This is a genomic window from Aporhodopirellula sallentina SM41 (genome assembly GCF_000346505.1).
Classification (GTDB): domain Bacteria; phylum Planctomycetota; class Planctomycetia; order Pirellulales; family Pirellulaceae; genus Rhodopirellula; species Rhodopirellula sallentina.
This window is the reverse complement of sequence record NZ_ANOH01000431.1, coordinates 1-23,820: the sequence shown is the minus strand read 5'-3', so window position 1 is coordinate 23,820 and position 23,820 is coordinate 1. Positions and strand designations below refer to the sequence as shown.

Below are 23,820 nucleotides of genomic sequence, written 5' to 3'. Positions count from 1 at the left end.
GCATGTCATGTGGCAGCACTCATTGGATGCGTTTTCGTCCCGGCGTTGCACGCGGACGAACCGCTTTCAACAAAGAGCCAACAACCGCACATCGTGATGGCGTTCGCGGATGATTGGGGGTGTTACGCGAGCGCCTACGCGAAACGCTTTCCCAACAGTCCGAGCGAAGTGATTCACACGCCGAACTTTGACAAGATTGCCGGTGACGGAGTGCTCTTTGCCAACGCGTTTGTCAGCGCCCCTTCATGCACGCCGTGCCGCAGTTCGCTGCTGTCGGGACAACCATTTTGGCGATGCGAAAAATCTTCAATCTTGCAGGGAGCAATTTGGGATTTCAGTTTACCCGCGTACCCGTTGCTGTTGGAAGAATCGGGATACCGCATCGGACAAACCTACAAGGTTTGGAGCCCCGGCCAACCTGTCGATGCACCACACGGTGGCAAGCGAACCGAATTCGAATCGGCCGGCCGACGATTCAATGCGTTCTCGCAAGTTGCGATGAAGGCGAAGAATCACAAAGTGGGCAAACAACAATTATTGGATGAGGTTCGACGCAACATCCGTTCGTTCCTCGATGCAGACGACGACCGAAAACTCGACAGCAAACAACCGATCTGTTACTGGTTCGGACCGACCAATACTCACCGCAAATGGGTTGCGGGCAGCGGGAAGGCGTTATGGGGAATCGACCCCGATGATCTCAAAGGCAAACTTCCGTCGTATCTGCCTGACGTTCCGGTCGTGCGAGAAGACTTTGCCGACTATCTCGGCGAAGCGATGGCGTTTGATGCCGCCCTCGGCGTCCTCGACGAAGAACTCCGCCGCGTGGGTATCGCCGACGAAACGCTCCTCGTTGTCAGTGGTGACCATGGCGTTCCGGGTGTCAGCCGCGGCAAGTGCAACCTTTATGATTTTGGAACGCACGTGCCGTTGGCGATCCGATGGCCTGACGGTATCCCGCATCCTGGACGTCTGGTGGAGGACTTCGTGAGCCTGCCGAGTTTGGCGACCACGTTCCTATCGGTCGCCGATGTCGAGATCCCGGAATCCATGATCGCGAAACCGATCGTCGACATTCTCGTCGATTCACGCAGCGGTCAGATTGATCCGGAACGGGATGCCGCGATCACGGGCCGCGAACGACATGTCGCCAAAGCGAGAGGCGGTTATTTGCCTTATCCACAACGGGCGATTCAAACCAAGGACTGGCTGTACATCATCAACTTCGAGCCCGAACGAACTCCGATGGGCGATGGACCGATCCTGCAGTCCGATTGGGAAGTCCCCAACAAAGACGCGCTGACGAACAACACGTTCGCCGCCTATGGCGACCTCGATGCGAGTCCGACGAAAGCGTTCATCGTGCTCAACCGCGATCAATATCCAGACGCTTTCGATGCAGCGGTGGGGCGTCGTCCGAAGTTCGAGATGTACTACCTCGCCAACGATCCCGACTGCACCACAAACCTGGCCGAAAATCCGGACTGGGAAACCGAGCGACAGCGGCTGCACCGTCGACTGATGACGCACCTCGAAACGACAGGCGACCCACGAGTTTCCGACGATGTGATTTTCGAATCGGGCGACTATGTGAAACCGACCCGATAAGGACAACGTTCGACTAAGACGATAAGGTCCAGTCGCGTCGTTGGCGACTGCTCGGGATTCCCATCTTCTTGCGATACTTGGTCACCGTACGACGAGCCACCGTCATTCCGGCGGCACGCAGTTCGTCGACGAGCGCCTCGTCGCTGAACGGTTTGCTCTTGTCCTCTTTGTCGATCAATTCTTGCAACTTCAAACGGATCGTATCCCACGCCACGTCATCGCCGTCTTCGGTCTGGGTGCCTCCGACGAAGAACCGACGCAGCGGCAGAATGCCTCGCGGCGTTTGAATCCACTTGTCGTCCACCGCTCGGCTGACCGTGGTGACGTGGACCCCGACCTTGTCGGCGATCTGTTGCATTTTCAGTGGCTCGATCGCCTCAGGTCCTTCGTCAAGGAATCGTCGTTGGTGTTCAACGATTGCCTCGGCGACTTTGGTTAGCGTCGAGCGGCGTTGTTCGATCGAGTCGATCAACCACTGCGCGCCGTTGATTTTCTGCTTGATGAATTCCCGCTCCTCGGCGGTGCAGTCCGATGCCTGAAGGCGTCTGCGGTAGTACTCGCTGATGAACAGATTGGGAACGCGATCGTCGTCCAAACGCACCCGATACTCACCCGACTCATCCTGTTCGAGAATGATATCGGGCGTGACATTGGGGACATACGTTTCTAGAAACGCCGCACCGGGTTTGGGATTGAGCAGGTGCAGATCGTTCCGCAGTTCCTGAATTTGCTCGATCGAATAGCCAGTCTTTTTCGAAATCTGCGGCAGGCGATTTTCGGCGAGGTCGTTGAGGTGGAACCGGATTAGTTTCTCCAGTTCCTCGTAATGCGGATGGTTGGGATCGAGTTGCAGAATCAGACACTCAGCTAAATCGCGGGCGGCGATCCCCGTCGGTTCGAGCGACTGCACCACACGTAGAGCTTCCTCCGCCTGAGCGAGGTCCTCTTTGGTGTGCCCCGGTGGCAACATGTCCGCGATCGGACTGCGCAGGTATCCGCCGTCGGATGCGTTGAGCGTGCTGATGATCCGCTCGGCAATCTGTTCGACGTTATCATCGATATCCAACTCCGCGAGTTGGTGCAGCAGATAGTCATTAAGCGATTCGGGACGTGACTGCGCATTGGCCATCATGTCGTGCCGTCGATCAGCCTCTTCCGACATGCGGTTTGCACTGCGGCGGAATGAGTCATCGAAATTGCTCGATGACTCCGCATCCATGTTCAGCAAACGCTCGAAATCGTCTTTGTTGTCGTGATCGTTATCGACAACCAACTCCTTCTCGTCCTCGCTGCGGGTGTCCTTGGTTGGACCGTCGTCGTCAGACTCTTCGGGCGACAGCGGGTCACCGACGACCTGCTCGAGAAGCGGATTTTCATTCATCTCCTGCTCGATCCGCTCCTGCAACGCCAGCGTCGGCATTTGCAGGATCTCCATCGATTGGATCATCCGAGGCGCCAGTTTTTGCACCTGGCTTTGTCGGGCGTGCAGCCCCACTGACATCCGCATGAGAGTTCGATTCTTCTAGAGAATAGTTGGGTGAATAGGAGTCCCGGCTATTGTAGAGCGAATACGGTGCCAATTAAAAGAATGATTCGTGATTTTTGTGGAAAGACGAAAGCAAGTTCGCGTTTCACCCCGTTTTTCTCAGAGTTTTTGGCGTCCGGTGAGCGCGTCGGCAATGATCTCTCGGTTGGCATATTCCAGGACACTTCCTGCGGTGATCCCGCGCGCCAGGCGGGTAATTTCCACGGGGAACTCGCCGAGTTGGTTGGACAGGTACAACGAAGTGCCGTCGCCCTCAACCGTCGGATTCGTCGCCATGATGATTTCAGAAAAGTTTCCCGTCCGCACACGATCAACCAACGAATCGATCGTGAGTTGGTCGGGTGTCACGCCGTCGAGCGGTGCGATGCGGCCGAGTAAAACGTGATACAGACCCTTGTAGGCGCCGGACGCCTCGAGGCTGAGTAGATCCCGCGGCTGCTCGACCACGCACAACCGAGTGCGGTCGCGTTTCGGATCGGCGCAGATTTGACAGAGTTCCTTTTCGGACAAGTTGTAGCAATCGGCGCAGTACCGAACGTCGGTTCTCACTCGCCGGATCGCGTCCGCCAACGCCAACGCTTCGTCCTCACGGACACGCAGCAGGTGAAACGCCAAACGCTCGGCACTTTTACGGCCGATACCGGGCAATTGGCTCAGCCGATCGACCAGTTGCGAGACCGCACCGGCATGCCCGCTCATCCGTTGCCGCCGGTCAAACTCGACAGCAGTCCGTCCATGCCGGGGATATTCAGATCGAGATCCGAGGCCAGTTGATGAACGGCTCCGGCGTAGAGCTGTTTAGCTTCCGAACCGGCCGAGTTCGTTGCCTCTTGGATCGCTTGGGCGAGTGTTTCGGGGGCGACCGCGGAACCGCCTTCCCCGCCAAAGACCTCAGGGCTGACGTCGACCGACTGCACTTCCCCAACGCCGTTCATGGTGACCGACACGTGCCCGCACGGGGAACTCGCCGTCACACGTTCGGACTTCATCCGTTCGTTCAGGTCCTGCATTTGTTGCGGCAGATCCTGCAATTTGCCGACCATGGAAGCGATATTGCCGAGGTTTCCGAGTCCTTTAAACATGAAATGAGTCCTATCGAGGAAATGAAGAAAATGGGGTTAGTTTCGCGGCGTGTCGATGCGAACGATTTCAGCGCCGAGCAGATCGATACACGCTCGGACCATCGGGTTGGATTCGATTTCCCGCATCCGCTGCATGCGGTTCTTTGCCTTCGGTTTTGCCACCGCCTGAGCCACCACCGGTGCTTTGGTGCCTGTCGCAAACGCGAGACTCAAACGACGCCCGGTCACGCGAGCCACCGTTCGGACAATCTCATCTTTGTTGGTCGCCGAGCCGCACCGGCTCATCGCCAACCCGGACGCTTCGGGAAACGTCAACTGCAGCACGCCGGGCTGAGGCACGCCGACCTTTTCGGCGGCCTTCACCAACGTCGCCGTGATCGGATCCATTTCATCGAGAACCTGGTTCCACAACGGCTGCAGTTCGGCGTCGGTCAACGGCGAGGCGTTGTCCAAACCGGCCGCGACTGCGGTTGACTCTTTGGAACCTTGCGGGCTGGCCGGTTGAGTGCTTATTGCCACCGCAGACGAAGACGAACCGGTGGACGGCGAATGACTTGCCGATCCTCCCGTCGCCGGAGCTGACCCTACTGTCGCGACCGAGGTCGTTCCCGCCGCGCCGGAGGGCTCGGTCGCCGCAGAAGCGGACGGGGTTGGGCTGGGCTGCGTGGAACTCGGCTGAGATAGGCTTGGCTGGGCCGGACTGGGCTGAGATGAACTCGGCTGGGTTGCCTGATCTGGAGGAGCCAACTGACTCGCTGGGGAAGACGGGTTCGCTGAAGCAGACGAATTCGCTGGAGCAGACGGGCTCGCTTGGACCGAAGAAGCCGCGGGAGTGTTGGCAGCCGGTCTAGCTGGAACTCGCGCTACGATGTTTTTTTTTCGCCGCCGGCATCCTTCGCCGCCGACGTCAGATCTACAATCGCCTGCAAATCCGGCAGGTGACAAATTTGAATCAGGGTGGATTCGAGCAACACGCGTGAATGAACACTGTGCCGAATCCGGACGAGGGTTTCATCCACGAGCCCGACGATCGCGAGCACGGTCTGCAGTCCCCATTGCTGGCCGAGTTCGACGAGCGATCCGTGCATGGATGCGGCCGCGTAACGCATCATTTTGGCGTCGCAGCCGACACTCACCGTCATCAAATCACGAAGATATCCGAGCATCTGCTCGGCCAATCGCCCCGCGTCGACTCCGGCCGCAACGGCTTCGTCGACCTGTTTGATCGCCGCGGCGGCATCACGAGCCTGCAACGCCTGAGCGAGTTTGTGCAGTCGCTGATCGTCCGCCGTGCCGAGCATGACGTGGACCTGATCGGCGGTCAAATGCCCGTCGCTGAAACTCAACACCTGCTCGAGCAACGACTGGCTGTCTCGCATCGAACCGGCCGCCCGTCGGGCGAGCAGCTCGAGGGCCTCGTCTTCGGCGGTATTGTTTTCCGACTCGACGATTTCGCGCAGTCGTCCGACAATTTTGCTGCTTTCAACAGGAGCAAAATCGAACCGTTGGCATCGGCTGAGCACCGTGATCGGGATTTTCTCCGGATCGGTGGTGCAGAAAATAAACTTCACATGCTCGGGCGGTTCCTCGAGCGTTTTGAGCAACGCGTTGAACGCCGCCCCGGTCAGCATGTGGACTTCGTCGATAATGTAAATTTTGTACCGGGATCGACTCGGCCGGACGCCGACGTTCGCCCGCAAAGAACGAATTTCATCGATCCCGCGGTTACTCGCACCGTCGATTTCGATCACATCGACGTCTTCGCCGGAATCGATCGCCTGAGCGATATCGCTGTCGCTGTCAGGGTTTGCGGTGGGACCTTCGGGATGGTTGAGCGCCTTCGCGAAGATCCGCGCGGTACTGGTTTTTCCGACCCCGCGGGCACCGGTGAAGAGATACGCGTGCCCGACGCGAGACGTCTCAATCGCTCCCTGCAGTGCCTTGGCGACGTGGTCCTGGCCGACGAGTTGGTCAAAATCGCGAGGGCGATATCGACGAGCCACAACGACATAGGAACCGTTGTCAGACTCCTGCTCTCTAGCTGAACTGCCCATATTGGTGGCGATTGATTACCTGTTGCTGGCGAGAGTGGCCCCGTCGATCGACACAGGGGACGGAGTAACATTCTCCCCCCCGGCAAAAAAACAACCCGCGTGGTGGAGGCGACCCTCACACAAAGCTACACCGCTTATGGCTGCTCCAGTTAAGGCCTGACCAGGTTCACAGCTCGCAGTCGCAAGGGCCGCCACCATCACACGGGGTATTTTTCTGATCGAGCCGTAGTTTAGAACAACATCACTGTTCGCGGAAGGCACAGCAATCGGCTAACTTGAGATTCATCAGGACTGCTACGATGGGGTACAAATAGCGTCCCGCGTTTGACTTGATTCAGTGATTTTTGGAGAGCTCTTTGTGGACGAGGAACATCCGCCCGTTACCCGACCGACCGAAACCGCCAAAGGTAGAATGCCCGCAAACCCGCGGGGCGACGTTTCATGGAAATCGTACTCAGACCAATGGAACGCCAATCACGGTACGCTGCTAATGTGTTTCGCCGCCGGCGTGTTTTTGGTCGGCGTGGCGGTGTTGGCGTATCAACAAAACCGGTTTCGCGAACCCTCGTTCCCGAGCGCCGACGCGATTGAACAAGCCACCCCGACTCAAGCCACCATTACCTCGACCGAACCGGAATTTGTGCTGCGTGTCGTGGGCGCCGCCGACAGCGCCGGCGAAATTCGAGTGGCCATCTACACCAGCGAGGAAGATTTCAACGTTCCCGAAGCGGCCGATTGGAAACAATCACTCGTCGTCGCTCCCAACGGGATCAGCGAGTTCCGGGTCGCTCTGAGCGAATTGCCGGCCGAATTCGCGATCGCGGCCTACCACGACATGAATTCCAACGGAAAGCTCGACCGAAACGCACTCGGTATTCCCACCGAACGCTACGGATTCAGTAACGCAGCCCGCGGAACAGTGGGTCCGCCGTCCTTCGAGAGTGCCACGATCGCACTCCCCGAAGCGGACAGCGTGATCGAACTGAAAATTTGGTAGGCAGAGAATCTGGTAGGCAGAGAATCTGACACGCCAATCGAACGGGCGACGCATGTGACGTTCGCCCGTTTAGCTCTTGGCTCTTGGCTCTTGGCTGCAGTTAAACTCGGTGATCCTCGATGCCTAGCCCTGGCGACGACGTCGCTCAACCCCGTCCGGCGGCACGCCCTCGGCGGGACGTTGGCCGGGGGTATGGTTTCCCGGATCCGTGCTGCGACGACCGGTCAGGTAATCACCGAGGCGACGTCCAAACGTTGGCCCCGTTGGTCCAGGTGCGACCAGGAACACAGTTCCCAAACCGAAAACCAAACCGGCGATCATCGAACCGAGCGTGGTCATCGAACCGGACATCCCCTCGGGTTTGTCACCCACCTGAGGCGGCCCGAGTTCGGAAAGCAGGTTTGTTGAAAGGGCAGCCGACCGGCTCGCCTGTGCTTTGCTGAGCGCGTCTTCGGCGCGAGCGAGGTTATCAGTCAAAGCATCAATTTCAGAGTCGAGTTTGGAATAACCCGTACGCACACCGGCGAGCCGAGTCAGTTTTTCGCTGAGATCCGAATGCTGCTCACGCAGACGACGAACACGCTCGGTGCTCAGTCGCAACGTTGGTTCCATCGCCTTCAACGCGTGACGTGCTTCTTCGAGCATGCGTTGTTCGATTTCTCGTTCGGTCGTAATGGCCGCACGGCGTCGCGGGTGTTCGGTTGTGTAAATGCTCGCCAGACGACTGGCTTCGATACGTGCGTCGATCAATCCGTCCTTGAGCCGTTGCAGCGAAGGTTGACTCGAGAGCAACTCATCCCCGCTGATCAACAACGTGCGAGCGTTCTTCGAACCGGCGAGCAACAATTCGTACATCGCCTCGAGCCGTCGCATTTCCAACTCAGCAATCTGTAGCTCGCGTTCGATCTCTTGCATCGTCCGACGGCTCGCACCGTCACCGGAAATCGTATCATTAAGATTGCGAAGTTCTCCGAGGTCGGCACCGACCTCCAATTCGATCTTACGCATGCGGCCGAGAGCCGCGTCGAGTTTCTGTCGCGCGAGATCTCTCGCGTGGGTCAACTCGACGATCACGCTGTCGGCACGAATGCGTCGCACTTCACGCAGGTGAGACGTCAAACTATCCAACAGCACGCGGCAGAACTCACCGGCTCGCTCCTGAGTTTCAGCTTCCACGGCGAGGTAAACCACCTCGGTGTTTCCAAACTCACGCCCCTGCGGCGCGACCACGTTGACGCATTCCTTCGCGATATCGTCCACTTCGCTTGGCGTCGGATAAGAAGGATCGTTTCCACCATCGGGCGGACCGAGTTGCCGAAGTGCGGACGCGACGACCTCCGGGTTCTGCGCAACTTCGAGAATGGTTTCTTGGGCGGCTTTGAGTTCCGTTTGGCTACCGAAACGTCCCAGCCGGTCAACCGCGCCGTTCGCTTCGTCACGCAACACCAAAGGCTGACGGGCCAACCATCGATCGCTCGACAGGACCGCCACTCCGAGACCGCCGATTCCAAACAACAAGGCTGAGCCTACCCACAACGGGGCAAACAGCACGAGGATGTTACGCAGGTATTTCCAAGGAATCGGTGCGGAAGACATAGCAGAGTCGGCAATGGAATGGAGTCGTTTCGTCAAACGGAAAGACGTATCGCCGAAACCTCACCGCACATTCGCGGATCGATCCCGCTGGTCGAGACGGGGCTTCGGTACGTCTGCAGAACACTAGGACGCAGCGACGTACCCACCCCAAAAGATTCCACCTGCCGCGTCACCCCACGCGGTCTTTGCGCCCGGACATAACGGTTGATCCGATCGCATCAATAAATACCGGCTGGTGAACACACATGCGGTGACCTGCCGGCTCGTTAACGAAACGGCGTCGTCCTGCAAATCATGTGTGGCACCTTCTCGATCGACACCTTCTCGATCGACACCTTCTCGATCGACGATGCCAATCACGTCATGCCGCGACGTTTACACGCCTAGTACTTCACGTCAACTTGTTTTTCGGGTAGTGGACGAGGCGACGAGTCCTTGACGCGCTAGTCACGCAAGGGGATTCCTTGCGGCATCCACTACGATTCCACCCGAAGGCCACGCTGCAGTGGAAGACTAGCAGTCCATGTTGACCCAAACGTTGCCTTCTTGCGAACTCTTGACCGATGCTTGAATGAAGGCCATTCCCATGTAGCCGTCGTCGATGTTGGCATACTTGCTGCCATCGCATTCAAACGGCTTGCCGTCGTTATACGCCCGAACGTCCTGTTCAAAACAACGGTGCAATCGAGCGAACGCATCATGGAACGCCTCGGGGTGCCCCGGCGGGATATTCGGTTCCGCCATCAATTCCTCGGGCAGGTCTTTGAGGAATCCATCGTTAGCAGAAACCGAACCGCGGAAGTACGTCCGGTCGGGTTGGTCGGGCAACCGGATCGTCAACTCTTCAGGGAACTCCTGACGCCACACGAGTGATCCCTTGGTGCCGTTGATTTCGATGCCGAGATCATTCTTGTGACCGATAGCAATTTGCGAAGCGCGGACCAAACCACGACCACCGTTGGACAACTCCACGTAGGTCGTGAAGTGATCATCGAGGCTCCGCCCACCGACGAACGTTTCCAGGTGTGCTTGCACACGCGTGACGTCGAGCCCAGTAACGTATCGCAACTGCATCAATGCATGGGTCCCGATATCACCACCGCAGAGGCTCGCACCAGATTTCTTCGGATCGACACGCCATTCCGCTTGCGCGTTCCCCGAGTCCTCCGTCCGCGCCGCGAGCCATCCTTGCAGATAGTAAGAATCGACCCATCGAACGTCGCCGAGCAATCCGCTCTTGACGATGAATCGCGCAAAACGACTCGTCCAATGACCGAGGTAGGTGTGTGAAACGGCGAACGGAACATTCTTCTCTTTGACCGCATCGACCAACTGTTTGGCTTCGTCGATATTCAGAGTCAGCGGCTTCTCGCAGAAGACCGGAATTCCCGCTTGAACACACTTGATCGCCGGGTCAAAGTGCACGTGGTTTGGGGTCACGATCAACGCATAGTCGATTCGCTCGCCGAGCGGTTTGGCGGCTTCCTGTTTGATCAAATCATCGTAGCTGTCGTACCCCTTGAGCGGATACTCCCACGCGGCGGCTTCCGCTTGAGCCACTTCGGGGTCAGGGTGCAGCGCCGCGACCGTTACCCGACGCGTTCCGTCGAAATGAATGGCACGTTGGTGTGGCTGCACAATAAAGGCTCCACCACCGCCACCGATTAAACCAACGTTGAGGGGTCGTTCCGACATAACTCTGCTCGCTTGACTCGGGGATAGACGTGACTGTTCGTAGAGGCTCCGGCCTCAACTCACTCGCGGGCGAGTATAAACAGGCATCATCCCCCCGAACACCGCCACAAGGGCGCCACAAACGACTCAAATTGTCGCAGCGATCCACAACCGCTCACGCGGCCCGGTTCGTCCTGACCGGCTCGCCGGAACCCTCGTTATCATCATTGTGATTCGGCAGATCTTCATCTCCTCGCTCTCGGCTTTGATCTTCGGCGAGGTTCTCGACCAAGTCCTCCGAAAGGGACGCACCGGTTCGCTCTGACGCCGCCCCCGAATCTGATTCTGCCCCGCGCTCGGGATCTCGTTGAGCAGAATCTTCCGCGTCGGTCGCTTGCTCGGTCCGTTCGGTGGCCTCGGGATGAGCCTCATCTTCGGGCTCGGGCTGAGCGGCTTCTCCAGCCTCGTCCTCAGCCTCCTCTTCAATTTGGTCTTCTTCTCGCGCAGCGATGTCTCTTTCGAGCCGTGATTGTTCCGCCGCGAATTCCAATCCCCAGTTATCCGCGACCTCCAATTTCCGTATTTCCGTCAGCAACAATTGCGACGCGTGCAACCGGCCGGTGTGTCGGTAGATCGCCGAGAGCAGTAGCAGGGCGGGCGGATCACGCGGTTCGATCGCGAGGTTTTCACCGAGCAGCTTTTCAGCCGCCTCATAGTCGCCACGCAAAAACGCCACTTGAGCATCCGGGAACCGATCTGGCTCCTCGCTTGCTTGCAGCGGCGTCAGCAAAAGAGGCAATTCTCGGATCGCCCGGATGGTCAGGACCAACCAGGCGGCCGCAACCACCCAACACGCCAGCAAAACCAAACCACCCGAAAGCCAATCGGAATAGATAAATTTCGCGATCAGCAGCGCGTTGACGACCGCGGCAAACGCGATCGCGGCCGGCAATGCCGAAAAACGACCACGCCACCATAATTCAGCCATCCCCGGCCAAAAGCAGGTGAGATAGTGTTTCGGTTGGAGCGAGACCTCTTCCATCCTGTGAGTGGTAGCGTTTCACAACGCCGCGAGGCAAGAGAACTTAGAGAACCCCGGACATTCAGGCAGCCCTGCGTCCCCCGGCAACCCTACTGGGCCCCCTACCGGCAACCGAATCGCTCACACCCATTCCTGCGTCGTTGGCTTGATAACGATTTCCGGCACACAGGCACGCGGAGGCAATTGGCAAATTGACAACACCACGCCGGCGATGTCTTCCGGTTGCAGAATTGATTCGCGATGCTCGTCGGAGACCGGAACCGGACGGCGATCGAGAATCGGCGTGTTCACTTCGCCTGGATAAACGTTCGTAATCCGCACGCCTTCGTGGCGAACCTCATTGGCCACCGCCGTTCCCAATGCGGTCATCGCGAACTTGCTCGCGCAGTACACAATCCCGCCCAAACTGATCGCCCGTTTTCCCGCGATCGATGAAATATTGATGATCAAACCGTCACGCCGGTCTCGCATCGCGGGCAACACCTCGCACATGCACCGATAGGCCCCGGTGGCGTTGATCCGCATCACCCGGTCCCATTCGTCCGGATCCATCTCCGCCATCGTGCGTTTGGCGATATTGATGCCCGCGCTGTTGACCAGGATGTCGACCGGTCCGACGTTGTCATGAACGTCTCGAAAGAAAGCTTCGATTGTGGAGTTTTCCGCGACGTCGATTGTGTGCGTGCGAATCGGATGCGGTGCGTCGACCAACGCGGCGAGTTGATCGAGCGGTTCGCTGCGGCGGCCGCCGATGGTGACCTTCGCGCCCGCTTCGGCCAGCACCCGTGCGATTCCCGCTCCGATTCCGGTGCCTCCGCCCGTGATCGCAACAACTTTTCCATCCAGATTCATCTCGGCTAACCTCATCATGATCGCGGCAAAATCAGTCGCGATGTCCGTTCATCGCGGCACAGCACTGGCTGACCCACTATCATACCGCGACTTTTGTTTTTGCCCCAGTTCCTTCCCTTCTGGAAACTACATGATGAACCGACTCTTTCTGCTCACAGCCGCGTTCGCTTGCCTGATGTCCACCGCCGCGATCGCCGACGATGCCGCGACCGCTGAACACTCGTGCGCACTCAGTTTCACCGCCAAGAACATCGACGGCGAACAAGTCGACCTGCACGACTACGAGGGCAAAGTCGTCCTGATCGTGAACGTCGCCAGCAAGTGCGGCTACACCAAACAGTACGCCGGTCTTCAGGACCTCTACGAGAAGTACCAGGACAAAGGCCTCGTCATCCTGGGCTTCCCCAGCAACGAGTTCCGTGGGCAGGAGCCCGGCAGCAACGCCGACATCAAAGAATTCTGCACCAGCAAATTCGGCGTCACGTTCCCAATGATGAGCAAAATCGAAGTCAACACTCCCGACGCCTGCGACCTCTACAAACACCTGACCAAACAGGATGCTCAGCCCAAGGGCGCCGGTCCCGTCTCATGGAACTTTGAAAAGTTCCTGATCGGACGCGATGGAAACGTGGTCAATCGCTTCGGATCGGGAACGAAACCGTTCGACGAAGAACTCATCTCAGCGATCGAAGCACAACTGTCCAGCAAGAGCTAGACGTTCTCGATCGGATTTCCATCGCGGCCGGTCATCGGGCGGCCGCGATCAATTCGCCCGCACCGTCACTTCGAAGAGCCTCCGCGACTCTCCCGCCGAGCGACTCAGCTGAAGCAACCTCGGCGGTCGCCGTGTTGAGATCGACGCGGCATCGGGCCTGCTCTTGCAATCGGCGGGAACCATCGGGCGACAGCACAACGGCGGTCAGGCTCAGTTCCGTCGTTTCTGAATCAGGCGTTTGTTCGATCGTCCCCAACGCGGCAATCGGCGCCAGGCACCCGCCGTGCAGTTCGGCCAGAACGGTCCGCTCGGCGATCACCGCGAGCCGTGTCGGCCGATCGTCCAGTTTCGACAACGCCGCGAAAGCAAACTCATCGTCACTCCGCACTTCGATACCGAGGGCGCCCTGACCGGGTGCGGGCAACATCTGTTTGAGTGAAAACGGCACCCGCGGCAGATCATGCATTTCCAAACGCACCACGCCCGCTTCGGCGAGCACGATCGCGTCGAACTCCCCTCCGCGCAGTTTTGCCAATCGAGTCTGCACGTTTCCGCGAATCGGCAACACCTCTAAATCACTCCGTATCGACCGCAGTTGAGCGATGCGCCGCGTGCTACCGGTTCCCACTATCGCCCCCTGCGGAAGATCGTCGAGCGAAACCCCATCGACGCTCACCAAACTATCCCGCACCGTTTCTCGCACCGGAACGGCGGCGAGAGAGAAACGTTCGTCCACCTGCGTCGGCAAGTCCTTGAGCGAATGGACCGCCACGTCAGCCTCGTCGTCGACGAGCGCCTGCTGAATCCGCTTCGTGAACAAACCTACCTGTCGGGTGCCGTCGATCGGCCGCAAATCGGTGTCGCCTTTGCTGACCAACGGCACCAACTCGGTCGCGACTCCGTGCTCTTTGAGCCGGGATGCGACATAGCGAGCCTGCCACATTGCCAGGGGACTTTCACGAGTCGCGATTCGTATGATTCGGTCTGAATCAGCGGGTACCTGCGGCGTGGGGATACGTTCAGGAGATGGAGTGGAAGAATCGTTCAATTTGATCCAATCGTCAAAAATGAGCGGACAACGAGCGACAACTGCGGCCAAACGCTAATCCCGCATATTCCGGACGACGCGAATGAACGCGAAACACGGCCACGATGGATGGCGGGTCCGGACGATTGGACGATTTATGCGTTCCCTACGAGCGGTGCTAGTTTATCCTGAAGTTCGTTTTCCACGGCAGTTTAGGGGGACACCGTCGCTGCCGAAACCTGTCATGTCCGGCCCCCTTTTTTCGGATTCCCCTCAACGTGTCTTCTAACGCCAGCGATCCCGATACTCCCGAGCCGCAGATGGATTCTGCCAGCTTGGATTCGAGTGATTGGGCACCTCCGATCAGCCACTTTCCCACCTCCGGTGGCTCGGCGCGGCACCCCCAAGGCACCACCAGCCAACGCGGCAAGGCGAATTCAGTAGACCACACGCAGGATTGGCAGTCCGACGACAATTCCGTCTCCATCGAACTCGACGAGATGGAACCCGAGGAGTTCGGCCCGCTTCCGGAAGTCATCGGAGGATATCGAGTCGGCACCCGCCTAGGCCGAGGCGGGATGGGCGAAGTCTTCCTTGCCGAACACCGTTCGATGGGCCGCACCGTTGCCCTCAAAATCCTGCCGGCGAAATGGCTCGGTCGCAGCGGATCGGTCAACCGTTTCCACGAAGAGATCCGCGCCGCCTCACGGTTGATGCACCCCAACATCGTGACCGCCTTCGACGCCGGCCAATCCGAGGGAATTCATTTCCTCGCGATGGAATACGTCAACGGAAAAACCCTGTCGCAAATCGTCGCTGAGGAAGGCCCGTTTTCGATCGGCGACGCGACGTCGGCAATCCGCCAAGCCGCCTTCGCGCTGCATCACGCCCACACCGCGGGAATCATTCACCGGGATGTGAAGCCGGGAAACCTGATGCGTTCACAGGAAGGAACGATCAAACTGCTCGATCTCGGATTGGCCCGATTCTCGCGTCACTGGCACAACGCCAATGAGAGCAAATCCAATAGCAAGATCGGAGTCATCGATCCTCAACAGGTCACCTCCGCGTCACCGTCGGAGTCATCCTCGGCGATGCCATCCGGTTCTGGTTCGCAGGAGTCCGACTCCTTGCAACCATTCACTTCACCGAAACGTTCGCTACTGGGCACGCTCGCTTTCATCTCGCCTGAACAACTCGAGGATCCTGAATCAGCGGACGCCCGCAGCGACCAATACTCGCTCGGTGCAACGCTGTTTTACCTGTTGGTCGGTCATCCTCCTTTCCCCGGCGAAATGATCGATCAAGTTTATGGCCATCGGCACGGAGAGATTCCTGACCTGATGGCGTACCGCCAAGACATCGACCTGACGCTAGCGAACATCGTCAGCAGGATGCTCGCGAAATCTCCTGCCCAGCGGTACGGGTCGATGGACGAAGTCGCCCGGGCGATGTCGCCTTACGATAACGACCGTTCGACTCCGGCATGGGTACTGGATTTCGCCGAACGAAAACTCGACGAGGAAGGCTCGACGGCAAACGAGATCAGTCGCAGCACGCGTGCGACACGAAATAAAACACTCAGTGTCCTCGGAATCGACTTGGGACTGACCCACGCCGCCACCGCCGTGGGACTGCCCGATGGGAACATCCAACCGGGTTGGCCGTCGGTCAATTCAGGTCGCCCCCAACCTCTCTTTCGCATGGCCGTCGCAGAGCGCCCAAACTCATCGAGCGACTCGGGATTGCAGCCCGGGCAGGTGCTCTTCGGACACGAAGCCTACGAACTCCGCAAGAACCATCCCCATCGCGTCTCGCATTGCCAGATGATGTACTTTGGCCGCGACGAAATGCTTCGGCGAATCGACGGCCGGATGTGCCCACCGATCGTGGCCGAGGCGCTCTGCATGCGTCGCCTGGTCGGTACAACATTGATGAACCACAGCAGGGCGAAAGACAACACGCCTCCCGCAGTTCCCGGCTCGCCCAACTCCGGTTCAACTGATGGTTCTATCGATAGCGTACTCGGTGCAACCTGGCATCGACACGAAAGTTGGCCCGACGCGGTCGCAATCACCGTGCCCGGTTGCTACGACCAACTGCACCGGCGCGCCGTCTACACCGCCGCACGTATCGCAGGCCTGCCGTCGGTACGCTTGATCGACCGAGGCGTCGCGATCGCACGGTTCGCCCTCAGCAGCGATCAGTCGTTTGGCGACACGAGCACGAAGTACAACGAACCGGCTGTCTCGCTCGACGACAGCGATTCAGAAACGATTCTTTATGTTGGCCTGACGGGCCAAGCATTCGACGTCGCAGTCATCAAACGACGTGGCAAGAAGCTCGAACAGGTCGCCTCCGCAGGGCACTGGCAACTCGGTGCCATCAACTGGTCGAGCCGCCTCGTCGAAACGATACGCTCCCGACTGCAACATCGCCCCAAACGAGGCTCCAAGGCAAAGTCCAACCGCAGTTGGCTGTTGCATGCCGCCAAGGTCCAAATCGCCGGCGAGCGTGCGATGAACTCACTGCTGCTGCTCCCCGAAAGCAGCGTCGAGATTCGGCACGATGGAAGAACAGAAAACGTGAAGGTGACCCGCGACGAATGGCTCACGTCGTGCGACGACCTGATGACGCAAATCGAACGCGGCATCGCGCTCGCATGCAGCCGCGCCGATATTGACGTTACGGACGTCGACCGATGCTTCGTCCTCAGTCCGATTCTTCGCCTCCCACCGATTCGCAAACGCGTCTTCTCGGCACTGAAGAAGGAAACCTCAATCGAGTTCTTCGACTACACCGATGCCGCGACGGGCGCTGCCGCTTGCGTGACCTCCGAGTTGCCGGGGCACCGCGATGGCATTCTTCCCGCACAAACCATCGCCACCCACTCCGTCGGTTTTGTCGTCTCCGAGGCAACAGGCAAACGGAAGATCCTCCCGATCATCACTCGCGGCACTCCCACTCCCGCGCGGACCAATCGTCAACTCGGCGGCACAGCCAAAGACGAGGCTCTCACGCTCGCGTTGGTCGAGTCCTCGGGGCTCGATGATGAAGGATGGCAGACGCTCGGACGCCATCGCATCTCGGTGGATGCGGCCGAACATGCACCGACTCGAAAGATCGGTTTCGAGATCGATATCAACGGCCTGCTATCGGTCCATTTGGAACGTCCCGACCTCGGACGGACCGTCCGCCTCCCATCGCTACCGGAACTCGGTCTGAGCCCGGATCAGTGGGAGGATTGGCGGGAATGGGTGGAAAATCAGGCCTGAGCAAACCCTACCGCCGCGCCTGTTTGTCAAACGCTAACGCTCGTAACGATCAGGGCGACATCTGGCGTCTCGAATCTTCAAGTTTCGTTGGTTTTCGCTCAATTCTCGTTTGATCAGCGAAGGCAGTTGGATAGCCTAGGTGGGTCGCGGAAAGGCGTGTCACCGACCACGAATTTCCCCCGACATCAACATCAAAATGGAGTGTGGGGAACGTTCCCCGAATCACACGCGAGACGTGTGGCCGGTTTCAATTGGGAAGGTGAAGGAAACGATGGATATGAGTGAGACGAGTCGACCTATGATCGATGAAGTGGATCTACTGATCGACAACGCTCGACTGAGAGACGAGCTAGAACCGTATCGTGATGATTCAATCGATGACCCCACGATGCGGTACATGCCGTTACCAGTCGAAAACGAATACCTCGCATCGATCTTGGCCTGGGAACGTGCCCCGGCTCTTCCGATCCGCGATTGGTTCAATCCGCCGTTGCAGATTCCTTCCCCCGAATCGCTCGACGACGATTCCCTCTCGAGCGTTCTGCAACGAACGATCGAGAAACTCAAGTCACAACGAATCGTTCTCTCGTGCACGGACCATCTGAGCGACCGAGAACTCTACCGCGTGATCTATCGCGACATCCTGCCATGTTGTGAAAAGAAGGTGGCAGTCGAAGGCAATGAACTCGAATGGCGTTGCGTCGACGACAACGAGACTTGGTTGACCTACTACGCCGACGCGGTGGAACGTCGACGGTTCCAAGAGGAACATCAAATCGAATTACCCAAAGCGAGAAAGCCTCGCTACCGTCGCGACGCTCGCTAGCGAACCATCGGCGTCCAGACCAACCACCGAGGCCTTTCACTGCACTGCGCTGTACTGCACTGAGCCTGAGCCTCAATCTTGTTTTCGCGACCTCGCTGCAACGCGATCGTGGTCTTCTAAGTAAGCCGCGATTATCTCGGTCGCCCGTCGCAGATCTTGGCGACCCCGCTCGGCAAAGCAATCATGCATGGAAGCATGAACGCAGCGACACATTGACGCATCATGGGCAGCTGCTTTACCAGCCCGCTGCGCTAGCAGGGATCACACACAGCTAGCGAGGGATCACACACAACCCCTCGCTTGCCGGGCTGTTGATTTAATCGTTTAACGGGGCAGCCAAAGGCGACGTACTTGCAACTGCACGTCGCCTACGGCTACCGGTTAAACGAAAACAGGTTGACTCTTGAATAAATCAACAGCCGGTGTAGCGATAGACGATTGATCCGCACCGATCATCGCTCGTTGATTCGACTCAAACGAAAAACCACGTTTGTTTGAACGCGCCGTGCGCCTTCGTTTAGACGCCCCTTCGTTTGAGCGCATCTTCGCTTGAACACATCAAAGATGAGAGCGCATAAAAAAAGCGAACCAGCTCCACATCCTGCTTCACTGAGTTCGCTTTGTTGATCCTTCGGCAATCGCCCGACGTAACTCATCCATGAACTACGTTTGGTCCGAAGCCTGACGACAAAAGAAATTGTCGAAGAGAGTTCTGCGGAAAACTCTTCAGGTTACCAACAAGAAAAAATCTGGGAGTGACGATCCGTGTCCCGAGGCCGAAACCTCGTTGGTGGCGTCCGTCTGAACCATCTCCCGGTGACTCGTCCACAATCATTGTGACGTACCAATGGACGACGCGATCCTGCGCCGACCGATGAATTAAAAACCTAGCGAGTAGAGGCCCAAAGGCACTGACGCTGGAAAGAGCTCGGAGTGATTCCGAAGGTGTGTTGATCCGATGCTTTTCGATGTGAGTTAACTATGCACATTGTGTACGTTACCCTATCAAAATGCATCTTGCGCACTCCGTATGGAAAAGCAAGGCGTCGAGAAAAGTTGGACCGAAACAGCTCGATCGCGTGAGATAACAATCGAACGTGGCCGCGGTGACGCCCGTGTCGTTGAAGCCATGAAGAATTTGCCGTTACGACTGTCCGATGTCAACAACAAAGTGACCCTTTGCGGGTTGGAAAAATTTTCCCGATGCGTTTGAGCTTGCAAAAACGGTATCTTAGCCGGAAGATTTTTTTGTGCATAACTCGTCTCAAACCGATCACGCATCGGCTCGCGCGAGACCTAGGATCATCATGAATGAACACCCCGATCAGACCGATCATCTCGCCGCCAATGAAGATCACATTGCCCCGCATAAAGCAAGATGGTTTGACGACAATTATGTCGCAGAAGTGAAGCAACTTCTCGGCCCCAACGCGTGTCGACGACTCGCAATTTTTTCGTTGCCGCCGGGGTTCTTACTCAGCGTCATCGTGCCCGTTTACAACGAATGCGATACCGTGGAAGAGGTGCTGACGCGTCTGCGTCAAACTGGCATCCCCCTGGAGATTATTCTGGTCGACGATGGATCCAACGATGGCTCCTCCGAAGTACTCGATGCGTGCAGCGCATCCGAGGATGTCACACTCATTCGCCATGAACATAACCGTGGCAAAGGCGCAGCGATCCGCAGTGGAATTGAAGCCGCATCCGGGGACGTCATCGTGATCCAAGACGCTGACAGCGAATACGATCCCGATGACCTTCGAGGGTTGCTCCAACCGCTGATCGAGAACTCTGCTGATGTGGTTTACGGAACGCGCTACGGCCACTGTGACCGACAAGTTTCACCGTGGTGGCACCAGGCCGTCAACGGATTGATCACGATGCTCGCGAGCATCGCAATCGGCCCTCGACTGAGCGATGTCGAGACATGCTACAAAATGTCGACCCGTGAACACTTTCGCCAAATACTGCCCGCCCTGAAAGAAGATCGATTCGGTATTGAAATCGAAATGACTGCACGTTGGGCGCGACTCGGATTGCGTTTTACCGAACGCCCAATTCGCTACCAGCATCGGTGGTACGACGAAGGCAAAAAGATCACCTGGAAGGACGGCGTCGCGGCTCTCTACTGCATCGCCAAATACGGCCTCCTGCGACGCTAAGACGCCTCAAGGGACACCTGTCGCGCGAAAGCGCCACCCCAATGCAGCCACGCGGACGCATCCCATACCCGTAGAGACCGGCATGTCGAACGATGCCGATACGCGACTAGATGCCGGCCGTCACGACGAGCGATTTCGTTGACGGTTTGTTGATTAATGGCAACACCGGCCCGATGCGCCAGCGAGTGGTTGCGTGTGATCCCTCGCTAGTCGGTTTGTCGATTTAATCAAGAGTCAACCTGTTTTCGTTTAACCGCAATACCGTTCAATGAAGCACCGGGTTGTGGCGTTTTCGTTTAACCGGTAGCCGTAGGCGACGCTTGACGGAACACAACCTACCCTTCGGGCACGGGTTAAACGAAAATTGAACGGTATTGCTGTTAGACGAATGAATCAACAGCCCGCCAAAAACAATCGCCCCCTCTTTCAAAGCAACCAAACCTCTGAACATCCGCACACAGAAGAAAAGCGGCGATATCGAGGGTTCCGGTTTTTCCGATTAGCGGATTGCATCGGTTGGCGAACCGCTAACAGCCATTGAATTTGCTGCGTTGCCGTCTCCCCCGATCGGTCGATACCTCCTAACGGTACTTCGACTACCGATCGGGAAGACATCTTCAAGGATCAAACATGAAACGTTCGCTCTCCGCTGCTCTCGCTATCATCGCAACCGTTTGCGGCGCATCTGCTGCACGTGCTGACCTTGATTCCCTGCTCGGTGATTGGGCCGAAGCGGCGTCTCACGATTCGGACGCTTACGCATCGGAAGACTTCAGCCTCGCACCGGCAGCCGACGTCTCGCAAACGAGCGTCCAACCCAATCAGGCGAAGGACAGCGACGGAGAAGGGAAAACCCTCACCTCGCATGCTGGCGAGATGATCTACCAGGACGCCGGAACCGTCGGCGGCGCGTACAGCGAGCCAGACCACTTCGCCGGACCGACCCCGACCGCGAACCCGTACTACACGCCGGCGAGTGACTGCGGTTGCGACTCGGGTTCCTGTTCGAAACCATCGTGCGGGTGCGGCAGCGGGTGCGGTGAACTCGTCAACGGTGCTGACTGCCACTGCAAGGGACTCAGCGAGTGCCGACCACACTACCGTCCGACCCTGCCACCACCGAGCAGCCTGCTGCAGATGTTCCGCAGCCGGAATTCGTACTCAGCGGTTTGGGCCGGATACGCCGAAGAGACGCGTAACCGTTGCCGCAACAAGAGCCCGCACCTGCTTGGCACATGGCAAACATGCGACCATGGCGGATTGATCGAACCGGCATGCAACACCTGCAACTCGTGCGAATCCGGTTGCGATTGCGATTCGGGATGCGACCGCTAGTACTTCATGTCAACTTGATTTTCGGGTAGGGGGACGAGGCGACGAGTCCTTGATCGCTAGTCACGCAAGGGGATTCCTTGCGTCATCCCACTACGATTCCCCCCGAAAGCCACGCTGCAGTGGAATACGAGGGTCTACTCTTCGGTCACGCGAACCGTGGTCATTTCGTCGCCTTGCTTGATCGAATCAACGACGTCTTGTCCTTCGATCACTTTCCCGAACACCGAGTGACGATCGTCCAGGTGCGGGGTCGCAACGTGCGTGATGAAGAACTGCGAACCGTTGGTGTTCGGTCCTGCGTTGGCCATCGAAAGAACGCCGGGACCATCGTGACGCAGCGAAGGGTCGAACTCGTCTTCGAACTGGTATCCCGGTCCGCCGGTTCCGGTTCCTTGTGGGCAACCACCTTGGATCATGAAGTCAGCGATCACGCGGTGGAACTTCAACCCGTCGTAGAACTTCTTCTCGCAGAGGCTTTCGAAGTTGCCAACGGTCTTGGGAGTCTTCTCTTCAAAAAGTTCGACTTTGATGGTACCGCGATTGGTCTCGAACGTAGCTACTTTCATCGTAGTGATTTCGTGAAATGAGTAGGGAAATAGGCGTTTTGGAACAGGCGGGACCATAGCCGACGCAGCGCGGCGGATCAATGAGCGGGCCAGTCACTCACGAACCAGTTCATTCGCTCGCCGACCGCAACTAGTACTTCATGTCAACTTGATTTTCGGGTACTGGACGAGGCGACGAGTCCTTGATGTGCTAGTCACGCAAGGGGATTCCTCGCGTCACCCACTACCATTCCTCCCGAAAGCCACGTTGCAGCGGAATACTAGGTCAGGTCCAATTCTGCTTCGAGTTCACGAAGCTCACGCTCGGTTTCATCGAGCGGTGTTCGGGTGGACTCCTCCGCATCGCCCGGCGTCTGCTCGGAGTTGCCGCCTGGCGTGGGGGCGGGGACAACGGTCGTCGATCCCACGCGTTTGTCCATATCGATCGGTTTGCGACTGCCGTCGGGCAGCACCAGAAAGACTTTTTGCAGCTCACCAGAGTTATCCATTTTGACCGACAGTTGAATGTCGCCCTGGTCGGACTTCCCGTCCAAGATCACGAACTCGGGATTGGATTCCCCTTCCTCCACGGTGGCGAATACATTCATGTTCAATGATTCGATATTCCCCACTTCGCTGCGCAGTTCCGCCATCTGATTGAGTTCAGCACGCACGGGCTCGAAGATGACGGAACCGTAATTCTGCACGCCGTATAAACCGACACCGCAGCAAACGATCATCAAGAAAAAGCCACCGCCCAACAAAATTCCAAGAATCCACAAACAAGTTTTGCGATTCTTGGTCGAGGAAGAACCGTCGGGCTGGCTGCCCGGAACACCAGGCGAGTTGCCATTCTGGCCGGTGGGACCTGAAGAACTACCGGAGGAGAAAGAGTCGTTGGACATATCGCCCATCAATCCATTAACAGCGAGGAATGACGGGCTGTGAAATACCCGCCGTCGGCTTCGATCAGAAGCGAAAGCGTCGTAGCGTTGTTCTTCCGCAATGGCAGGAATTTTAGCGAAGAACCTCGAATCGCGGGAGGCGGCCCACCTCTACGCATTCAAACGAGTCAAATTGCCGCTGCCCCCCCCTGCGTCGATACAACCTTCTGATCCGACAGAGGGCCATCGCATCTGACCGAGGGAATACGTTGCGCAATCGCCTGTGATCGCGAATCCTCCCTTAGCCTGAGTCCAATTGCGATGCGACTTTCGCGCCGTTTTCAATCATTTTGAACCGTGTAGAAAGAGAAACTGTGCGGCCACGAACGGCTGCCGGCGGGGTCGAATGGTTTACCCGAGAAGGAGCAACATCGCACCAGAAATCAGTTCGACCACTGGAGCGCACGCGGATTTCGGCTATTTTATGGGTGCGTTGCAAACGACGTTTGGGAAACCTCGCTACGTCGCAAGGGCATACAAACACGCGTGCGGTTGGGTAGACCGTTTTTTGTCCAAGAATTTCGTTTTCAGGCCATCGCG

The 23,820-nt window shown here is 57.7% G+C and carries 21 protein-coding genes and 1 other RNA gene; 7 read left to right on the top strand and 15 right to left on the bottom strand.

Annotated elements, in window-relative coordinates:
* Nucleotides 1–9: 9 nt before the first annotated feature.
* Nucleotides 10–1,608 carry a sulfatase family protein gene (locus RSSM_RS27840; RefSeq protein ID WP_008687683.1) on the top strand — a complete coding sequence of 533 codons (1,599 nt, stop codon included), beginning with the start codon at nucleotides 10–12 and terminating at the stop codon, nucleotides 1,606–1,608.
* Between the two features lie 13 nt (nucleotides 1,609–1,621).
* Here RSSM_RS27840 and rpoN read toward each other — a convergent pair whose 3' ends face one another.
* The 6 genes from rpoN to ffs form a co-directional block, all read right to left on the bottom strand.
* Complete coding sequence (gene rpoN / locus RSSM_RS27835) at nucleotides 1,622–3,109, bottom strand: RNA polymerase factor sigma-54 (RefSeq protein WP_144060178.1); 1,488 nt, start codon at nucleotides 3,107–3,109, stop codon at nucleotides 1,622–1,624.
* Between the two features lie 144 nt (nucleotides 3,110–3,253).
* Entirely contained in the window at nucleotides 3,254–3,853 is a 600-nt protein-coding gene (recR, locus tag RSSM_RS27830) for a recombination mediator RecR (RefSeq protein WP_008687680.1), read from the bottom strand.
* Nucleotides 3,850–4,236: a YbaB/EbfC family nucleoid-associated protein gene (locus RSSM_RS27825; RefSeq protein WP_008687678.1), complete on the bottom strand. Its 387-nt coding sequence runs from the start codon at nucleotides 4,234–4,236 to the stop codon at nucleotides 3,850–3,852. Before RSSM_RS27825 ends, recR begins: the two co-directional genes overlap by 4 nt.
* 36 nt (nucleotides 4,237–4,272) lie before the next feature.
* On the bottom strand, nucleotides 4,273–4,755 hold the full coding sequence (locus RSSM_RS27820) for a hypothetical protein (protein ID WP_008687676.1): 483 nt from the start codon (nucleotides 4,753–4,755) through the stop codon (nucleotides 4,273–4,275).
* A gap of 344 nt (nucleotides 4,756–5,099) precedes the next feature.
* On the bottom strand, nucleotides 5,100–6,290 hold the full coding sequence (dnaX, locus tag RSSM_RS27815; RefSeq protein WP_008687675.1) for a DNA polymerase III subunit gamma/tau: 1,191 nt from the start codon (nucleotides 6,288–6,290) through the stop codon (nucleotides 5,100–5,102).
* Between the two features lie 101 nt (nucleotides 6,291–6,391).
* Nucleotides 6,392–6,486, bottom strand: an RNA gene (gene ffs, locus RSSM_RS32175) — signal recognition particle sRNA small type.
* 216 nt (nucleotides 6,487–6,702) lie between these two features.
* Here ffs and RSSM_RS27810 point away from each other — a divergent pair.
* Nucleotides 6,703–7,287: a DUF2141 domain-containing protein gene (locus RSSM_RS27810; RefSeq protein WP_236621438.1), complete on the top strand. Its 585-nt coding sequence runs from the start codon at nucleotides 6,703–6,705 to the stop codon at nucleotides 7,285–7,287.
* 123 nt (nucleotides 7,288–7,410) lie between these two features.
* Here the strand turns inward: RSSM_RS27810 and RSSM_RS27805 are convergent, their stop codons facing one another.
* From RSSM_RS27805 to RSSM_RS27785, 5 genes are all read right to left on the bottom strand, one after another.
* Entirely contained in the window at nucleotides 7,411–8,883 is a 1,473-nt protein-coding gene (locus tag RSSM_RS27805; protein WP_008687671.1) for a GumC domain-containing protein, read from the bottom strand.
* 123 nt (nucleotides 8,884–9,006) lie between these two features.
* Nucleotides 9,007–9,243 (bottom strand): hypothetical protein, encoded by a 237-nt coding sequence (locus RSSM_RS27800; protein ID WP_008687669.1) that lies wholly within the window; start codon nucleotides 9,241–9,243, stop codon nucleotides 9,007–9,009.
* Between the two features lie 153 nt (nucleotides 9,244–9,396).
* A complete protein-coding gene (locus tag RSSM_RS27795; RefSeq protein ID WP_008687667.1) occupies nucleotides 9,397–10,578 on the bottom strand; it encodes a Gfo/Idh/MocA family protein in 1,182 nt (393 codons plus the stop codon).
* Between the two features lie 154 nt (nucleotides 10,579–10,732).
* The gene (locus RSSM_RS27790) at nucleotides 10,733–11,545 is read right to left on the bottom strand and encodes a hypothetical protein (RefSeq protein WP_236621437.1); all 813 of its coding nucleotides are present in this window, start codon (nucleotides 11,543–11,545) and stop codon (nucleotides 10,733–10,735) included.
* 174 nt (nucleotides 11,546–11,719) lie between these two features.
* Nucleotides 11,720–12,451 carry an SDR family oxidoreductase gene (locus RSSM_RS27785; RefSeq protein ID WP_044303855.1) on the bottom strand — a complete coding sequence of 244 codons (732 nt, stop codon included), beginning with the start codon at nucleotides 12,449–12,451 and terminating at the stop codon, nucleotides 11,720–11,722.
* A 133-nt stretch (nucleotides 12,452–12,584) separates the two neighbouring features.
* Here RSSM_RS27785 and RSSM_RS27780 point away from each other — a divergent pair, with 133 nt between their 5' ends.
* Nucleotides 12,585–13,166, top strand: a complete 582-nt coding sequence (locus RSSM_RS27780; RefSeq protein WP_044303868.1) for a glutathione peroxidase — start codon at nucleotides 12,585–12,587, stop codon at nucleotides 13,164–13,166.
* A 31-nt stretch (nucleotides 13,167–13,197) separates the two neighbouring features.
* On the opposite strand, the gene hemC is transcribed toward RSSM_RS27780, so the two are convergent.
* Entirely contained in the window at nucleotides 13,198–14,142 is a 945-nt protein-coding gene (gene hemC / locus RSSM_RS27775; RefSeq protein WP_144060177.1) for a hydroxymethylbilane synthase, read from the bottom strand.
* A 329-nt stretch (nucleotides 14,143–14,471) separates the two neighbouring features.
* On the opposite strand from hemC, the gene RSSM_RS27770 reads away from it, so the two are divergent.
* From RSSM_RS27770 to RSSM_RS27745, 4 genes are all read left to right on the top strand, one after another.
* Nucleotides 14,472–17,468: a protein kinase domain-containing protein gene (locus RSSM_RS27770; RefSeq protein ID WP_063709143.1), complete on the top strand. Its 2,997-nt coding sequence runs from the start codon at nucleotides 14,472–14,474 to the stop codon at nucleotides 17,466–17,468.
* A 277-nt stretch (nucleotides 17,469–17,745) separates the two neighbouring features.
* Nucleotides 17,746–18,294 (top strand): hypothetical protein, encoded by a 549-nt coding sequence (locus RSSM_RS27765; protein WP_044303866.1) that lies wholly within the window; start codon nucleotides 17,746–17,748, stop codon nucleotides 18,292–18,294.
* A gap of 1,307 nt (nucleotides 18,295–19,601) precedes the next feature.
* Nucleotides 19,602–20,456 (top strand): glycosyltransferase family 2 protein, encoded by an 855-nt coding sequence (locus tag RSSM_RS27750; protein WP_081613911.1) that lies wholly within the window; start codon nucleotides 19,602–19,604, stop codon nucleotides 20,454–20,456.
* A gap of 630 nt (nucleotides 20,457–21,086) precedes the next feature.
* On the top strand, nucleotides 21,087–21,791 hold the full coding sequence (locus RSSM_RS27745; RefSeq protein WP_008687645.1) for a hypothetical protein: 705 nt from the start codon (nucleotides 21,087–21,089) through the stop codon (nucleotides 21,789–21,791).
* A gap of 134 nt (nucleotides 21,792–21,925) precedes the next feature.
* On the opposite strand, the gene RSSM_RS27740 is transcribed toward RSSM_RS27745, so the two are convergent.
* From RSSM_RS27740 to RSSM_RS35045, 3 genes are all read right to left on the bottom strand, one after another.
* Entirely contained in the window at nucleotides 21,926–22,357 is a 432-nt protein-coding gene (locus RSSM_RS27740) for a peptidylprolyl isomerase (protein WP_008687643.1), read from the bottom strand.
* A gap of 260 nt (nucleotides 22,358–22,617) precedes the next feature.
* The gene (locus RSSM_RS27735) at nucleotides 22,618–23,241 is read right to left on the bottom strand and encodes a hypothetical protein (RefSeq protein WP_144060174.1); all 624 of its coding nucleotides are present in this window, start codon (nucleotides 23,239–23,241) and stop codon (nucleotides 22,618–22,620) included.
* Between the two features lie 280 nt (nucleotides 23,242–23,521).
* Nucleotides 23,522–23,820: hypothetical protein (locus tag RSSM_RS35045; RefSeq protein ID WP_044303852.1), on the bottom strand; the 299-nt coding region annotated here is incomplete at its 5' end.

Excerpts from the sequence above, each read along its gene's own strand:
- RSSM_RS27750 (WP_081613911.1), top strand. The coding sequence starts at position 19,602 with ATGAATGAACACCCCGATCAGACCGATCATCTCGCCGCCAATGAAGAT.
- RSSM_RS27735 (WP_144060174.1), bottom strand. The coding sequence starts at position 23,241 with ATGTCCAACGACTCTTTCTCCTCCGGTAGTTCTTCAGGTCCCACCGGC.
- RSSM_RS27745 (WP_008687645.1), top strand. The coding sequence starts at position 21,087 with ATGAAACGTTCGCTCTCCGCTGCTCTCGCTATCATCGCAACCGTTTGC.
- RSSM_RS27780 (WP_044303868.1), top strand. The coding sequence starts at position 12,585 with ATGAACCGACTCTTTCTGCTCACAGCCGCGTTCGCTTGCCTGATGTCC.
- RSSM_RS27765 (WP_044303866.1), top strand. The coding sequence starts at position 17,746 with ATGAGTGAGACGAGTCGACCTATGATCGATGAAGTGGATCTACTGATC.
- RSSM_RS27785 (WP_044303855.1), bottom strand. The coding sequence starts at position 12,451 with ATGAATCTGGATGGAAAAGTTGTTGCGATCACGGGCGGAGGCACCGGA.
- RSSM_RS27795 (WP_008687667.1), bottom strand. The coding sequence starts at position 10,578 with ATGTCGGAACGACCCCTCAACGTTGGTTTAATCGGTGGCGGTGGTGGA.
- RSSM_RS27810 (WP_236621438.1), top strand. The coding sequence starts at position 6,703 with ATGCCCGCAAACCCGCGGGGCGACGTTTCATGGAAATCGTACTCAGAC.
- RSSM_RS27825 (WP_008687678.1), bottom strand. The coding sequence starts at position 4,236 with ATGTTTAAAGGACTCGGAAACCTCGGCAATATCGCTTCCATGGTCGGC.
- recR (WP_008687680.1), bottom strand. The coding sequence starts at position 3,853 with ATGAGCGGGCATGCCGGTGCGGTCTCGCAACTGGTCGATCGGCTGAGC.
- dnaX (WP_008687675.1), bottom strand. The coding sequence starts at position 6,290 with ATGGGCAGTTCAGCTAGAGAGCAGGAGTCTGACAACGGTTCCTATGTC.
- RSSM_RS27740 (WP_008687643.1), bottom strand. The coding sequence starts at position 22,357 with ATGAAAGTAGCTACGTTCGAGACCAATCGCGGTACCATCAAAGTCGAA.
- RSSM_RS27790 (WP_236621437.1), bottom strand. The coding sequence starts at position 11,545 with ATGGCTGAATTATGGTGGCGTGGTCGTTTTTCGGCATTGCCGGCCGCG.
- rpoN (WP_144060178.1), bottom strand. The coding sequence starts at position 3,109 with ATGTCAGTGGGGCTGCACGCCCGACAAAGCCAGGTGCAAAAACTGGCG.
- RSSM_RS27805 (WP_008687671.1), bottom strand. The coding sequence starts at position 8,883 with ATGTCTTCCGCACCGATTCCTTGGAAATACCTGCGTAACATCCTCGTG.